The organism is Affinirhizobium capsici, from assembly GCF_977018625.1.
Genome location: NZ_CDRNXD010000008.1, coordinates 98,002 through 112,948 on the forward strand (window position 1 = coordinate 98,002; position 14,947 = coordinate 112,948).

Below are 14,947 nucleotides of genomic sequence, written 5' to 3' on the forward strand. Positions count from 1 at the left end.
CTGTGCGAGATTGATCACACGCTTGTCTTGGCCATCCCCTTAATGCAACCATGAATCGCGGTGTTTGGCCGCGCGACAGCCGGGGGGGTGATGCGAGTAGCTCGAATAGTGATCCAGAATTTTCGCACGTTCGCGTCACTCGACGTGAATGTCGCGGATGATCTGTGCTGTATCATCGGAGAAAACAATACTGGCAAGACCGCGATCCTTCGCGCAATCCAAATTTGTCTAGACAACATGCTGCCGTCGAGTTTCCGGGCGCTGATGCGCGAGGACATCCACTCCGCGATCGATATCGCCCAGCCCAGCCAGGTTCTGATAGGAATTGAACTGGCTGGGTTCGAGGGACGTGTGAATGAAGAGGCGCTAGTTAGTACCTGGAAGACGGCTGCGGACCGCGCGCGTATATTCTACCGCTTCCGTCCGCGGCCAGCTGTCCGGGAGCAGCTTGTAAGTGGCGACATCTTACCCGGGGCGCTGACCCTCGAAGATTATCAGTGGGAAATCCGCGGTGGCGGTGACCCTGCCATCGACCTCACGGAGATTGCCTGGGATGACGACGGGATCGGCGAGTCGGTGCGCTTTGCAGATCTGCAATCTTACCTTCTTGTTCATCTGCCTGCGCTCCGCGATGTCGAGAGCGACCTGCGTAATCCCCGCCAGTCGCCACTCATCCGTCTGATCGAGGCGTTCGAGATTGATGCGGCCGAGCAGGATGCCCTAATTGCCATCCTCGACGAGGCCAATCAGGCGATCGCGAACTCGGCGACTATTGCCGAAATAGCAGGGGCAATTGACGCACGGTTCAAGGAAGTCTCTGGCCCCGCGTTCGAGATGGACGCCACTCTCGGCCTCTCCGCTGCGACCTTCCGCGCGATCATACGCAACCTGAAAGTCATTCTATCGGACCTTTCGCTCACCTCGTTCGAACCTGGCCGCAACGGTCTTGGGATGAACAACATTCTCTATATCGCGATCCTGATGGAATACCTGCAGCGGCGGATCGCGCTCAACCGCTCGGCCGGCCAATTGATACTGATCGAGGAGCCAGAAGCGCATCTTCATCCTCAATTGCAGTTCTCTTTGATCGCGGCACTACGCGCGATCAACGTGCAGACCATCCTGACCAGTCACAGCACCCAGGTGACCTCTCAGGTTCCATTGAGCAGTATTGTATCTCTCACCAAGCGCGAGGACGCGACCATCGCTGCCGGCAATCTCGCGCTTAATGCCGCGCTGACTGCGCCAGAAATTGCCGATCTCGAACGATACCTAGACGCAACCAAGAGCGCCTTGCTCTACGCTCGCAAGGTTATGCTGGTCGAAGGTCCAGCCGAGATGTTCCTGATCCCGGCGATGATTGAGCAAGTGTATGGCGTGAGGCTTGAGCGGCTCGGCATCTCCGTTATTGCGATTCATGGCGTCCACTTTGACGTCTATGCCAAACTGTTCCGCGCCGGATCGCTCGAGAAGAAATGCGCCATCGTGGCCGATGCTGACATGAAGCCGTTCGACGCCGAGGACTTCGATCCGGAAGCCCACGCGCCCGATTTGGTGGCACTAGAAAACGACTTTGTATCCACTTTTGAGGGCGCCACCACCTTCGAACGCGAGTTGGTATCGCTCGGACGCATGCCAATGCTGATCGAGACCGTCCGCGCTCTCGGCGCGCCGCAGATCCTTGCGCAGATGGAGCAAGGGTTCGCAACGCTCGCGCTCGGGGGACTAAGCCCCGCCGACGAGACAGCGCTACGCATTGAGCTTGGCCGTATCACGCTCAATACCGCCAAACGCTTTGGTAAGGCGCGTTTCGCGCAGATAGCTGCGCGCTACGCTCACCTCGCGACCGATCTGCCGACCTATATCGAGGAGGCGTATGAGTGGCTCACCGAATGATCCGGCTGACATCGGAACAGCGCGAGGCCGTCGAATACGACGGCAATCTGCTTCTCACTGCGTGCCCAGGAAGCGGCAAGACGCGGGTCATTCTCGCCAAGTTGCTGACGCTGGCCGATCAGGTTGTCGGTACGCCACAGTTCATCGGCTGTATTACCTACACCAATGCTGCAGTCGACGAGATCGAGACCAGATTGCGCACCTACGGCAATAACGCGATCGCAGACCGCTGTGAAATCTCCACGATCCACGCTTTCTGCCTACAGTTCATTCTGCGTCCCTATAGCTGGCTGTTACCCGAAGTGCCGGCGTCGTTTCAGGTGCTCTCCCGGGAGAACAGTCAGTTTGAGCAGATCGTGACGGCAGTCGAGGACGCTTTCGGTCGCATGCCCGCCGGGCAGGTGTTCGAGGACTATGAATCGCTTCGCATCGACGTGAACGGCGACCCCTGCGGCCAAGGGATCGAGACAGGCATTGTCACTGAGGATTCCGCCACGCTCTATTGGGAGCGGGTCCGCGCCCACGGATATCTCGATTTCGCGATGATCCTCTATTATTCATGGAAGATCCTCGAACAGCACCCGTTCGTCGCACGAGGCATCGCGAGCCGCTTTGCCTGGCTACTTATCGACGAATTTCAGGATACCACTGATATCCAGATCGCCATCTTCGGAGCACTCCGAAATTTCCTCCACACGCGCTTCTTTCTGGTCGGTGACCAAAATCAGTCGATCATGCGCTTCGCAGGTGCTCGTCCCGAACTCGCTGATCAGTTTGGAGATCAGATTGACGCGCACCGCGACACAACCTTGACCGGCAACTTCCGATGCGGGCCGGCGATTGTCGGCACTGCATCAACACTGATCCGGACCGTCCCGGGGATGCAGTCGGCGGGCGATGCTGCCCAAGTCGCGGCGCAAGTGAACTACGTTCATGTCGCCCGGCCGATTGACGCCATCACTGACTATTTTCTGCCCGCCCTGCAGGATGCCGGCATCCCGCTCGGTAAGGCAGCAATTCTAGCGCCATGGTGGACGCATCTTATCCCCGTCGCCCGCGCCCTCCGGGAATTGGACGTGCCAGTCTTCGGTCCGGGCGCACGGCCCTATCGACGTCGGCGACTGCTTGCCGGACTCGCCGAGCAGCTCGGAGCCTGTGCCGAGGCTGGCAACTACCTCGGGCTCCCAGGTGTCGAGCGGGCTCTGTTTCGGCTCATCGGCGACCTCACAGGAGAGTCGCGCTACGACATGTTCAGCTATCAGGGGCGTCGTGTGGCGCTCGGCCTGATCTATCTCGCTCGTGGACTTGCTGACCAACATCCCGGCGGCGTCGCCTGGCTGCGCGCCATGGCCCACGAGGCAGGTCACTATCTCGAAAACGAGGAATTGTTGCCGGGCAGTGCCAAACAAACGCTGATCGATTCCGCGGAAGAAATGTTGTCCGACATGCAGGCCAGCAAGGTCGATCTCGCGAATCTGCTGATCTCAGATATGGGTCTTTTCGCCAATCCTGAGCATGCGCTCAAGCTAATAACGCTGCACAATTCTAAGGGACGCGAATTCGATGGCGTTGCCCTGATCTGTATGAACAATGGTAGTATCCCGCATTTTTCGACCTCGACGCAGGAGGAGTATGACGAATCTCGGCGATTGTTCTATGTCGGCCTTACCCGTGCCAAGCGCATCTTACTCGTCGCGTCCGATCAGTCCCATTGGAGAAACAAGCCGACCCCCTTCATCGCGGAGGCTGGCCTTCGATGAGACTATTTATGATACGCGACGTTCGATAGTTAGTTGCGTTCGGCCGCTTACTTAAAAGTAAATAGCCGATAACGGACGAGCTTCCACCGGCGCTATATCGGCCGTCGGCGTGAGACAACCTGACGGCCCTCGATGAGTAATTTCAGCGTGTTAGCTCTATTCCAATGACACGGTCGCCGGTTCGATTCCTTTCAAGGCGAGCGGGACTCACACCTGAGATGAGGATAGGACTGGCCCTGTAAAAGGCTAGACGCCTTTCGCGAGGCCTCCCGACTGGTTTGGTGATGGCGGAAATCAGAGCTTGCCCTCTGCAACGAGTTCGCGGGTCCGCTTCAGCGTCGACAGCAGGGCCGATCTGTATCCCCTGTCGCTGTCGAACTGCGCCTGTTCAGCCTGCTCTTCTAGGCCGCCAGGTTGCTTGCCGCGCATTCCAAGGTAGCAGTAGAATTTCAGCTGCAGCGTGCCGGCTTCATCCTCGAACAGTTCATTGATGATGGCGCCCTCGCGTGGACCGGTGGCCTGGAAGAACGTGACCTTGCTCTGCGGCTCCAGGGTGATGATCTCCTTGATGTCAGAGCCCGCAATCGTCGCTTCACGAACGAAATGGGTTGCACTGTCCTCGACGACGTCGCAGCGGGTGCAGAGGCCTGGCGGCAAAAACAGGCGCGCGTCGCGCGCTTTCAGTACAAGGCCTTTCCAGACCTGCTCTCGGGTGAGCGTGGTTTCGCCTTCAGGATTTACGGGAACGGTTGCGGTCGAATAGATCATGACGATGGTCCTTGTTGTGAGATGTGGGGCGGCCTGCCTCAGGCGGAGGCCACGGTTTCCAAGGCGAAGTCGCGATAGGAGCGAAGCGGGCGGCCAAGCAGCGTCGTCAGGCGCTCGACATCGCCCTCGTGAGGCAGCATGCCGTCGGTCAGGAACCGCTCACCCATCATGCGCATGTCGTAGGCCATCCATGGCGGCATGAACTGCTTGAGGTTATGCTCGAAGGCGGCTGTATCGCCACCGCCATAGTTGATGGGGCGTCCCAGGACGTCCGACCAGATAGCTGCAATGTCAGCTTCGGTCAGCGTCTGGGGTCCGACGAGGTTGATGCGTTCCAGCGGAAGGGGGGCTACCGCTTGTTCTCGCCGCAGCAGTTCATGGGCAGCAATCTCCGCTATGTCGCGCACGTCGATCATCGCGAGGCCCTTATCGCCGACCGGCATCGGGTAGACGCCATAGCCAGTGACGACCTCCTTGATCGTCTGATCGTTCTGCATGAAGTAGGCCGGACGTAGGATCGTGGCGGCCATACCCATCTGTTCAATCATTCGCTCTACGGCAAACTTGCCCGCAAAGTGCGGGACGTTGACGTAGACGTCGGCGTGGATCACCGACAGGTAAACGATCCGCTCAATGCCCGCCGAACGCGCCAGGTTGAGAGCGATCAGTGCCTGGGTAAATTCGTCAGGTACGACGGCGTTGAGAAGGAAGAGCGTAGAGACGCCGTCGAAGGCGCTGCGTAGCGAGTCCACGTCAAGGAGGTCGCCTTTCACAACGACAACGCCGGCCGGAAAGTCTGCCTTGGAGGGATCGCGGACCAGGGCACGCACATCGGCGCCGCGGTTGACGAGGTGCTGAACGACTAGCGCGCCAATATTGCCGGTGGCGCCGGTAACGAGGATGGTCATGGGAATGTCTCCGGGTTTGTTTGCTTGACACCCCAAATATGGATGGTTCACTGATGACCCGATAGACCGCTAATCTAGACGTTGCGTCTCACAGGTGGAACATCCATGGACCTGCTTGCACTTGCCGATTTTAACCTCGTTGCTCGCCATGGTGGCTTTGGCAAAGCCGCCCGCGCGACCGGTCGACCAAAGGCAACGCTGTCGCGGCGTGTTACGGAACTTGAGGCGGTACTTCAGCTTCGACTATTCGAGCGCGGCGCGCGCGCCCTCAAGCTGACGGAGGAAGGGCGGGCGCTCTACGAGCGAACAGCCGTGCTGCTGACAGAACTGGACGAGACTACGGCGGCAATCGCGTCCGGTGCGAAAAAGCCTCGCGGTCGATTGCGCATCAGTACGCCGCTTCTGTTGTCCCAGACAGCCATGGGCAAGATCTCCGCTGGTTTTGCGCTAAAATACCCGGATGTCAGACTTGAGATCACCACGGAAGATCGCGCCGTCGACATGATTGAGGAGGGCTATGACCTTGTCATCCGCGTCAACCCAGCTCCGGATGAAAGTCTCGTCGGTCGAGCTTTTCTGCATGATCGTTTGGTTGTCGTGGCACGTCCCGATCTTGCGCGACCCGCTGGCGATCAACCGGTTCCGGGCGTAGTTCGGGGAGAGGCAGGTCCTGAGACCTGGAACGTCATAACCACCAATGGGCCCACGAAGATCAGGATCGATCCCGTCCTCGTTCTGTCGTCCCTCATTATGGTTCGCGACGCGGTGAGGGCAGGCGTCGGGGCTGCGCGCCTTCCGATCTCGCTGGTCAGCCACGATCTAGCTGCCGGCTCCTTGATGCACTGGGGAGACGTCGAGAATTCCGAAATCGCGCTCTGGGCGCTTTACCCGTCCCGGCGTCTCTTGAGTGCTCGGGTCTCCGCCTTCCTGGATTTCCTGAAGCAGGCTTTTCCCAGGGGAACACCAGAAGAACTGGCCGCCTATATCGGTGGATAAGAGGCGGGCGTGTCAAGTCGCAGCGTTAACTGCGCGCGAATACGGCCCAGGCGGCATGTGTCTCGGCATGAATATTCAACACGATGGCGTAGTTGCTTGCCGCGCTTCCTAGTCTCTAGGTTGGCGGTGAACTAGCTCGTGAACCCATAAAGGGGAAAAACCGGCATGGCGTGGTTCCGACAGACAGCACTTAGCAATTCGCAACTGGAGTCGACATCCAATAGATTGCACCAGCTAAGGGTGGCGACACCCATTCCCTGTCACTACGCATCTCCATCGACTTCGTCCCTGACCCAAGCCGCGATCGCATCGATGAAGGCTCTCACTTGTGGCTTCATGTAGGTGCGCTCGGGATAAACGAGCGCGATCTGCATCTCTGAACCGATTGCGCCGTCGAGCACCTGCACCAATGCGCTGCTCCTAAGGTGCCCTGAAACCAACCCGTGCGGCAGGAGCGCGATACCGAGGCCGCGCAGGGCTGCGTCACACAAAAGGTCGATGTCATTCGCGAAGAATGCGTCCTCGACCTTAAACTTGCCTCCAGACGTGAGAGGCCAGTGCGTTTCAGCCAATTCTCCTCTGGCAAATCCAAGAAGACATCGATGGTGTTTCAGATCGAGATGCGACCGGGGCCTGCCACGAGCTATGAGATACTTGGGTGAGGCAACAGTAATCATCGGATCGCGCAAGAGAGTGCGCGCGACAAGGCCCGGCTCGATTTGACTGCTAGCACGTAGTGCAACGTCGTAGCTGCCGTTGAGAAGATCTGCTCTCTGGTTGGATGTGTGGATGTGGACAAGCCGTACGAACCGACGCGGTGGGAAGTCGAGACGCTGGAGGCGCTGGCGGAGGCCGCTGCCACCGCGGTGGAACATATTGGCTTTGCGGCACCACAGGAGCTGGCGGAGGGCGCCGCTTCCGTCGACCAAAATGCCTGTGACTACCAGTCTGACATCGACGCCGTATCAGGGATAGCGGCGGTTCCGACTATGCTTGACGTCGCTCTGCGAATGACCGGAATGGGGTTTGCCGCTATTGCTCGGGTAACCGAGATGCGCTGGATCACCTGCAGCTCCCTCGACCACGTCGGGTTCGGACTGAAGCCGGGCGACGAGCTTCCAATTGAAAGCACGCTTTGCAACGAAATTCGGGACCATCGTCAGGCGATCGTGTTTGACGATGCCCAGACCTACGACCAGTACCGGGACCACCACACGCCCCGCATCTACGATCTGCGCAGCTATATCTCGATGCCGATTATCCGGGCGGATGGCTCCTTCTGGGGAACTCTCTGCGCCATCCATACGAAGCCGGCGAAGGTCGACAACCCGCAGGTCATCGGCACGTTCAAGCTCTTCGCGGAGTTGATCGCGCATCATCTGGACGCCGGTGACCGGCTACGTGAGACGGAGGCGTCGCTGCAACGCGAGCGCGAGCTATCGAAACTGCGCGAGCAGTTCATCGCCGTACTTGGTCACGACCTTCGCAATCCGCTGGCAGCCCTCGATGCTGGGACGAGCCGCCTGCTGAAGGAAGGCTGGACGGCTCGAAGCCCACTGGTGCTAAACCTGATGAAGGCTAGCATTTCCCGCATGACCGGGCTCGTCGACAACATCATGGATCTAGCACGGGCGCGGCTTGGCGGTGGCATCTCCCTTGATCTGAATGAAACCGACCTGGTAGAAACGTTGCAGGTGGTAGCCGACGAGATCCGTTCGGCACATCCGCACCGTGACATCCGTCTCCATCTCGAACTTCCAAAGGCGGCACTTATCGACCGGCTTCGGATCGCGCAGCTGTTCTCCAACCTCGTCTCGAACGCGGTTAGCCACGGCGCCGACAACCAACCGGTGGAGATCACCGGTCGGCAGAGCGAGGAAGGTATCGAGATCTCTGTGCGCAACGGAGGCACTCCGATCCCCGCGGACTACATTCAGAAGCTTTTCCTTCCCTTCAAGCGCGGAGATGCCTCCCGCGGCGGACAGGGGCTGGGTCTCGGCCGTTATATCGCACTGGAGATCGCCAAAGCACACGGTGGGACGATTGATGTCTCCTCCGATAATGCGGGAACCTGCTTTACTTTCAGGATGCCGCTTTTGGTATAGGTTTCTTCCACTGACTACCCGCTGGGATGAGAATTCTGATCGCATCACGCAGCCTTGGCAACGCGCGCATGGCTGACCTGTCATGGTCGGTGGTGAATAGAAACGGCCCGCTCCGGTCCGTGAGAACGTCGGTTGCAGAATAATATTTCACCGCCAACATTGATGTCCAACAGGCGTCGATCTTCCTGCCTCCTCTATCAGCTACAGAGCTGTTCAAGAGTGGGCACAGGGCCGATGACAGTGGCACCGAGGGACGAAGGTGCACATCTCATCAAGGCGTAGGTTACGAAAAGCTCCAGCTAGGAACGTAAGACTTACCCCCGGGGGTTGGAGGCTCACAAGCTAGCCGCGCATACTTCGTAAGTGAACCGAATTGGTTGCTAGACGTATAGTTCGTTATGAGGTCAATTTATCGCCGACCGCTCCGCATCGGTCTCTCCATCGTCTACTTCGCAGCTGGCTTTGCCCATATCGCATTCCCGACACCGTTTCTGATGATAACCCCGAACTGGGTTCCAGATGCTCCGACCATCATACTTGTTACCGGTCTCTGCGAACTGGCGGGAGCTGTCGGCCTGCAACTACCTTCGGTGCGGCCTCTTGCTGCGATCGGGCTTGCGCTCTACGCCGTGTGCGTGTTCCCGGCGAACATCAAACATGCCATCGACAGTCTCGCTGCACCATCGCCATCGGCGCTGCAGTGGTCCTACCACGTGATCCGTCTTCCACTCCAGCCTTTACTTGTATGGCTTACTCTGTATACGGGAGAGGTGACTTCGTGGCCCTGCCGACGAGTGAAGATTGCATCATCGGCCATGACGGCAGCGCAGGTGTCGGGCGATCGCTTGTTCAAGCAGCAGGAGAAAGACATTCCTTGCCGACGATTTCGCCGAGATTCAGCGAGCTGACACAGCCTGAACGACAAGCTGTTCTTCACGCTCTAAAGAGCAGCCCGCTGGGCGCGGGACGAAGGCGACGGCGCCCTCGAGATGGTCATGACTTCCATTGCACAGGCGCTTATGTCTGTTGCCTATGATATTTTGTTTCGCGACCTTGATCTCGCTGAGGGCGTAGCGGTTCGCGCCCTTACTCTGATCACAACCTTCCACTGCCGTTACCCTGAATATCCTGTCGGCCCGGTGTTGCACTGATGAGAATCTTCATTTACGGCACGCTCAAGAGGGGCTTCCCACTTTTCGAAAAGGGGCTTCAAGGCGCTCGTTACATCGGCGACGTCGAAACCATCGAAAGCTATCCCCTCTACATTGCCGGATCGTTCTACGGCCCGATGATGCTCGACCGGCCGGGTGAAGGATTGCGTGTCCGGGGGGAACTGTTCGAAATCGAAGAAGATCGGCTCTCCGTTCTGGACGAACTTGAGGACATCGGAGAAGAGGGGAGCTTCCGCACGACGCTGGACGTTGCGCCAGTGGGCGGGGGTGTATCGACGGTCGCGATCGGCTTCATGAAGACGGCGAAGTGGCTTGACCCTCTGCACTCGGATTGCCTGTCAGAATACCAGGACAGGCGTTTCGTGCCGCCGTGGAAGCGCTAATCCATTCCCGATCGACCTCGCGAAAACCTGAAGAGTGTAATCGTATCCCGTGTTGGCAAAAGGCCGGCATCAGGTGCCGGCCTCCGAGACGTCGGTGCCAGTACATCCGTGGTCACCGATCAGTGTGGCTCGAATAACACCAGAGTTACTTGTTCATGTCCTTCGCCATCATCAGATGATGCTCAAGGGCGGGACGGGTCTTCGCAGCCCACGCCTTGAGGTCAGCGTTTTCACCTTCTTTGCCGTATCGCTTGAAAAGGTCGACAGCGTCTTCGTGGGCATCTTCCTGATCGGAATGGTACTGCTTGGTGAAGTCGTCGCCCTTGAGCTTCTTGAGATCGTCAAGCATGCTTTGCTGGGCCGAACTCATTGCCGTCGGAATGGTGGCTTTCACCTTGCCACCCGAGACCAGGGCTTTCAACTCCTCGGACGTCTTTGTGTGATCCGTGATCATCTGCTGGGCGAAGGTCTTCGTCGCCGGGTCCTGTGACTGTGCAAGAGCAAGCTTGCTGGACTCGATCTCGAACATGTCCGATGAGGCTGCCTCAGTCACGAAGTCTTCGGTTTTAGGGGCGACACCCATGACGGAATTGACGCCGGTCTTTTCCGCGGCGGATTGCGCCAGGGCAGGTGACGCGAGCATAACGGTAAGGCTGGCGAGTACGAGGACGGTTTTCAAGATAAGTGCTCCTTTATGTGGAATATCGTCACTCCAAACTCGTGCGCGTCCTTAACGTTCCGCAGAGACCTGCGACGATATAATTGCCTCGAACCAGCTCTCCAAATCTGCGCCACCTTATCTGGCGGTCCGTCTCACTTTGGATATCTCATCGGTGGCCGAGCTCTGCGGTGAGGTTTTGCAACCCTCTTCGACAGCGGGGGAGCGGGGCTTCGGCGTATATGCAGCAGGTGATGATCTGCTTGATGCTTGGTGTCGGATGTTGCGCCTTCTGGATCATCCCGATGAAATCCCCATTATGGCGCCTTTGCTGGAGCGCGAGATCCTGTTTCGTCTGTTGCGCGGGCGCCAGGCGGGTGTCTTATGTCAGGTCGCAGAAATGGAGGGTCCAGTGTCCGGAGTAAGAAGGGCAGTCAACTGGATCAAGATGAACTTTCGCAAGCCCTTCCGTATCGAGGACCTTGCTGCCGATGCAAACATGAGCATGTCTGCCTTTCACCGGAGCTTCAAAGCAAGCATCGGTTTCTCACCTCTGCAATATCAAAAACGCTTCAGACTCTATGAGGCGCGCAGATTGCTGTTGACGAGGCGACTGAACGTCGCCTCTGTCGCCTTCGAAGTCGGCTATGAAAGCCTGTCACAGTTCACGCGGGAATACGCACGTATGTTCGGATCCCCGCCAGCTCGCGATGCTAAGACTGTCATGCGCGCTGAACGTGGTGACATGACGACCGCGTAAATAGCACTAGCGAAGTGGACGGAATGTCGCGCGCAGATCCCTGACCAGCAGCTCGGGCGCTTCAAGAGCTGCAAAGTGTCCCCCATTTGCATGTTCACCAAAGTGAGTGATGCTTTCGAAGCGGCTTTTCGCCCAGTTTCGTGACAGGCGTACCTGTTCTTTCGCGAACATGCTGATCCCGGTCGGGACCGGAACCTTCCCGGAAGGCATTCCACCTTGGCGCATGGCCTGAGTCGCTTCCCAATAAAGCCGTGATGAGCTCGCGCCGGCGTTGGGCAGCCAGTACATCATGATGTCGTCGATAATCTCATCGTAGGAGAATACCCCTTCCGGATTGCCGTCGCTGTCAGACACGTCCTGAAAGAGCGCGTAGATAAACGCGGCAAGGCCAACAGGCGAGTCTGACAAGCCGAATGCGACGGATTGTGGTCGAGTACTCATCAGCCTCATATAGGCTGAGTATTCAGCATTGTATCGCTTCGCAGCCTGCAGCATCTCCCTTTCTTCAGATGTGGCTTTCGCGATTTCCTCTTCGGTCGGCTGGAAAGGCACAAAATTAAGGTGGATACCAATCAGTCCTGGCACCCGCATATAAGCGAGCGCCATTGTCACCATTGCGCCCCAATCCCCGCCTTGGGCAGCCCATCGCCGATAGCCCAATCGGTTCATCAATTGGCCCCAAGCGGAAGCAATGCGGGATGGATCCCACCCGGCATTCTGCGGTTTTCCGGAAAAGGCAAACCCTGGCATGGAGGGGATAACCACGTCGAATGCATCTTCAGGCGAGCCGCCATGGGCGGTTGGGTTCACCAGCGGATCAATCACGCGTCGAAACTCTAGGACGGACCCCGGCCATCCATGTGTCATGATTAGCGGCATAGCGCCGTTATGGCTGGACCGGATGTGCAGGAAGTGGATGCTGACGCCATCAATCTCGGTGCGAGCCTGCCCCAATGAATTCAAGAGTGCCTCACAGCGCCTCCAATCGTAGAAATTTTGCCAGTAGTCCACGAGCCTCCTGATCTTCTCAAGGGGCGGGCCTTGCCGACCATCTTCTACCGGTGAGGGATCCGGTCAGCGCGTGCGTTTAAGCCGCTCGGCAAGATCGTCCAGCTCAGATTGCGGAAGCTTCAACACGAAGGGATGAATGATCTGGTTCATAGTGTCTTCAAACATGTCTGCCTCAAATCACTTCAGCAACGAGTGCTTCAATGGTCGTCCAATTAGGCTTGCCGTAGCGTTGATTGTCGAGCGGCCAAAGTTCGCCTCGGCCGCTCATCATGTCGCGGAGGTATTGCATTCCCTGCCAGGCCGGGAAAACCTGTCCAGGAGACGGGGCCAATCGGCGTGTTAAGCCAATTACAAAGCCCAGACGCTTGATGCTTCCAGCGCGCAGGAGACGATAGGGCTTCCCTGAGAGGTTGCTCGCAAGGGTCGAGAGCTCCCGGGGGGAGGCGCTTGCCCCTGCAATACGCAAATCACGCGGCGGATCGTCATCAAGAGCCACGTCTGCGGTATAATCGGCCACATCATCCTTACTGGTGAAGTTGAGCGTTTGGTCAGCGCGTCCCCAGTAAAGTACGCGTTGAAGCCTAGGTAGGATGATCGGAGCGTCCTGTGTGAGGACCGTCGAGAATGCCCCATTGAGGATGGACGTTGCCTTGATCGGCGCGCCATCTACCCGGTTGCGGAACCTGCGCCGTAAATCCATGTTCCTGTTCTCGCCAGGTACAGTCTTAGTGTAGTCGAGTGAGAAATCCGAGGGGATAAATCTCGGAACGCCTGCTGCAATTGCCGCATCCACGAGCGCTCCCTGTTGGCCAAGGATTACGTCCTCTAACCCGTTTAGCACGGAAACGACACAGTCCGCTCCTTGGCAGATCGTCTTTAGCGACACTGGATCATAGTCGCTTTCCAATACGAGGACTCCGTCAGCCGCTAGCCTCGCCCGGACAATTGACGAACTCCCTTTGCGCACGACAGCACGCACAATTGCACCCTTCCGCGATAGCGCCTTGGCCACCCGAGTACCCAGATCGCCCGTCGCACCGGCTACAATGATCGTCTTTTTCTGCATCGCTCCTGCCTCATTTTTGGTTGGCACCACTCATATAGAACAACAAAACCAAAAATAGAACGATACGGTTCAGTTTTATTTTTCTGTGATGTGTCGTATGGTGAACCCATGAGAACTTCGAAGATAGATTTGTCCCCGCGTGTGGGGCGACCGCGCCGTGAGAACGTCGGAGACGTTGACGTTAGGATAGTTGCGGCGGCTACCAAGTTGTTTCTGGCCAAGGGGGTGGCAGGAACAAGCCTTGACGCCATTGCCGCAGAAGCCCGTGTGGGCAAAGCGAGTCTTTATGCGCGATATGCGGGAAAGGACGCGCTGTTTGAAGCGGTAGTGAAGCAGGCAGTCGAGAGCTCGGTTTTTGCTCCCGCACCTGCTGATCAGCACGAAACGAGTTTCCGAGTGAGACTTCAACACGCGGGAACCTCGGTTCTTCTGCAGGCACTCTCGCCCGTCCCGCTCGAATTGATGCGTCTGATCCTTACAGAGGCACGCCGCCATCCCTCGTTGACTGCTGAGATCAATTTGAGAGCCAGAACCGAGATCGTTGACAGTCTGGTGGGTTGGGTAGAGGCAAATGACAGCGACAAGTCGCGCTGTCAGGACAGAACCAGGGACGTTGTCGAACGTTTTCTGGATCTGACATTCCCGGTTTTGATGCTTGGCGCGCTGTCAGGCGATACAGCCAAAGCGACTCCAGCTTTCGTTGATCAACAGGTGAACCTGGCTCTCGACATAATGGAGAAGACAGGGCACCTCTAGGCGATCAATGTTTGACGGCGGTTCGACTGCGCAAAGCCGATTATGTTTTACATCTGCTGGCGGAGAAGCATGCCTCACGACACAGCTCGGGCAGTGCTGCGCCCGATTTCGAAAGCTTTCTGCAGGTGCTCTGTACGTTCATGGTCATCGGACGGTAGGAATAGGTTAAAGCCTAAAGTTTCCATACCACAGTAGCCGAAGATCCCCTGAACAATCTGAGCGCGCATGGCATCAAGATAGCCGCGGCGCTCATACGTGCCCTGATCGGCCCCGCCAATGGCGATGACCTGACCTTTGAGCCGGCCTAACAGTCGAGTGATACCCTTGTCAGGATCCTCAGTGAAGGCCCAGCCTGAGATAAACACCCGGTCGATCCAGCCTTTCATGATGGCGGGCATTGACCACCAATAAACTGGAAAGACCAGCACAATCACGTCTGCTCGGTCGATACGTCGTTGTTCGGCGCGTACATCGTCCGATACCTGTCCTTGGCCATGGAACAGGTCATTGTCGCTTGATGAAAACCTGGGGTCAAATTCAGCGTCCACTAGATCCAGAATGTCATGTGTCACGCCCGGTACCGACTGGATGCCAGCCGCCAGACTGGAGACGACAGCACGCGTGTAGGAGTTCCTATCAGGATGAGCTGTAACAATGAGGATATGCATAATGTTCTCTCAGTTTTCATATGTCTGCACGGACGACCAA

Annotated in this window: 15 protein-coding genes and 1 pseudogene; 9 read left to right on the forward strand and 7 right to left on the reverse strand. The window is 57.6% G+C overall.

Features of this window, described 5'->3' with window-relative positions; translation table 11 throughout:
• Nucleotides 1-90: 90 nt before the first annotated feature.
• Nucleotides 91-1,896 carry an ATP-dependent nuclease gene (locus AC0JZ1_RS20410; protein ID WP_471884267.1) on the forward strand — a complete coding sequence of 602 codons (1,806 nt, stop codon included), beginning with the start codon at nt 91-93 and terminating at the stop codon, nt 1,894-1,896.
• A complete protein-coding gene (locus tag AC0JZ1_RS20415; protein WP_471884268.1) occupies nt 1,893-3,656 on the forward strand; it encodes a UvrD-helicase domain-containing protein in 1,764 nt (587 codons plus the stop codon). The genes AC0JZ1_RS20410 and AC0JZ1_RS20415 overlap by 4 nt, the downstream gene beginning before the upstream one ends.
• 294 nt (nt 3,657-3,950) lie before the next feature.
• Here the strand turns inward: AC0JZ1_RS20415 and AC0JZ1_RS20420 are convergent, their stop codons facing one another.
• The gene (locus tag AC0JZ1_RS20420; protein ID WP_471883680.1) at nt 3,951-4,424 is read right to left on the reverse strand and encodes an SRPBCC family protein; all 474 of its coding nucleotides are present in this window, start codon (nt 4,422-4,424) and stop codon (nt 3,951-3,953) included.
• 38 nt (nt 4,425-4,462) lie between these two features.
• Nucleotides 4,463-5,332: an NmrA/HSCARG family protein gene (locus AC0JZ1_RS20425; RefSeq protein WP_471884269.1), complete on the reverse strand. Its 870-nt coding sequence runs from the start codon at nt 5,330-5,332 to the stop codon at nt 4,463-4,465.
• Between the two features lie 105 nt (nt 5,333-5,437).
• Between AC0JZ1_RS20425 and AC0JZ1_RS20430 the strand changes: the two genes are divergently transcribed.
• The gene (locus AC0JZ1_RS20430; RefSeq protein ID WP_471884270.1) at nt 5,438-6,328 is read left to right on the forward strand and encodes a LysR family transcriptional regulator; all 891 of its coding nucleotides are present in this window, start codon (nt 5,438-5,440) and stop codon (nt 6,326-6,328) included.
• A 263-nt stretch (nt 6,329-6,591) separates the two neighbouring features.
• Here the strand turns inward: AC0JZ1_RS20430 and AC0JZ1_RS20435 are convergent, their stop codons facing one another.
• On the reverse strand, nt 6,592-7,203 hold the full coding sequence (locus tag AC0JZ1_RS20435; RefSeq protein ID WP_471884271.1) for a substrate binding domain-containing protein: 612 nt from the start codon (nt 7,201-7,203) through the stop codon (nt 6,592-6,594).
• Between AC0JZ1_RS20435 and AC0JZ1_RS20440 the strand changes: the two genes are divergently transcribed.
• From AC0JZ1_RS20440 to AC0JZ1_RS20455, 4 genes are all read left to right on the forward strand, one after another.
• On the forward strand, nt 7,114-8,433 hold the full coding sequence (locus AC0JZ1_RS20440; protein ID WP_471884272.1) for a GAF domain-containing sensor histidine kinase: 1,320 nt from the start codon (nt 7,114-7,116) through the stop codon (nt 8,431-8,433). The two genes, AC0JZ1_RS20435 and AC0JZ1_RS20440, sit on opposite strands and share 90 nt — an antisense overlap.
• Nucleotides 8,434-8,831: 398 nt before the next feature.
• The gene (locus AC0JZ1_RS20445) at nt 8,832-9,341 is read left to right on the forward strand and encodes a DoxX family protein (RefSeq protein WP_471884273.1); all 510 of its coding nucleotides are present in this window, start codon (nt 8,832-8,834) and stop codon (nt 9,339-9,341) included.
• 87 nt (nt 9,342-9,428) lie between these two features.
• Nucleotides 9,429-9,584: a hypothetical protein gene (locus tag AC0JZ1_RS20450; protein ID WP_471884274.1), complete on the forward strand. Its 156-nt coding sequence runs from the start codon at nt 9,429-9,431 to the stop codon at nt 9,582-9,584.
• Nucleotides 9,584-9,988 (forward strand): gamma-glutamylcyclotransferase family protein, encoded by a 405-nt coding sequence (locus AC0JZ1_RS20455; protein ID WP_471884275.1) that lies wholly within the window; start codon nt 9,584-9,586, stop codon nt 9,986-9,988. The genes AC0JZ1_RS20450 and AC0JZ1_RS20455 overlap by 1 nt, the downstream gene beginning before the upstream one ends.
• 145 nt (nt 9,989-10,133) lie before the next feature.
• Here the strand turns inward: AC0JZ1_RS20455 and AC0JZ1_RS20460 are convergent, their stop codons facing one another.
• Complete coding sequence (locus AC0JZ1_RS20460; protein WP_471884422.1) at nt 10,134-10,631, reverse strand: DUF4142 domain-containing protein; 498 nt, start codon at nt 10,629-10,631, stop codon at nt 10,134-10,136.
• A 157-nt stretch (nt 10,632-10,788) separates the two neighbouring features.
• Here AC0JZ1_RS20460 and AC0JZ1_RS20465 point away from each other — a divergent pair, with 157 nt between their 5' ends.
• Nucleotides 10,789-11,406, forward strand: coding sequence for an AraC family transcriptional regulator (locus AC0JZ1_RS20465; RefSeq protein ID WP_471884423.1), 618 nt, complete (start codon nt 10,789-10,791; stop codon nt 11,404-11,406).
• Between the two features lie 6 nt (nt 11,407-11,412).
• Here AC0JZ1_RS20465 and AC0JZ1_RS20470 read toward each other — a convergent pair.
• Both AC0JZ1_RS20470 and AC0JZ1_RS20475 read right to left on the reverse strand, forming a co-directional pair.
• A pseudogene (locus AC0JZ1_RS20470) lies at nt 11,413-12,447 on the reverse strand (epoxide hydrolase family protein); the annotation flags it as partial.
• A 142-nt stretch (nt 12,448-12,589) separates the two neighbouring features.
• Nucleotides 12,590-13,483, reverse strand: a complete 894-nt coding sequence (locus AC0JZ1_RS20475) for an NmrA family NAD(P)-binding protein (RefSeq protein WP_471884276.1) — start codon at nt 13,481-13,483, stop codon at nt 12,590-12,592.
• Between the two features lie 108 nt (nt 13,484-13,591).
• Between AC0JZ1_RS20475 and AC0JZ1_RS20480 the strand changes: the two genes are divergently transcribed.
• On the forward strand, nt 13,592-14,239 hold the full coding sequence (locus AC0JZ1_RS20480) for a TetR/AcrR family transcriptional regulator (protein ID WP_471884277.1): 648 nt from the start codon (nt 13,592-13,594) through the stop codon (nt 14,237-14,239).
• A 74-nt stretch (nt 14,240-14,313) separates the two neighbouring features.
• Here AC0JZ1_RS20480 and AC0JZ1_RS20485 read toward each other — a convergent pair whose 3' ends face one another.
• A complete protein-coding gene (locus AC0JZ1_RS20485) occupies nt 14,314-14,907 on the reverse strand; it encodes an NAD(P)H-dependent oxidoreductase (protein ID WP_471884278.1) in 594 nt (197 codons plus the stop codon).
• Between the last annotated feature and the right edge of the window lie 40 nt (nt 14,908-14,947).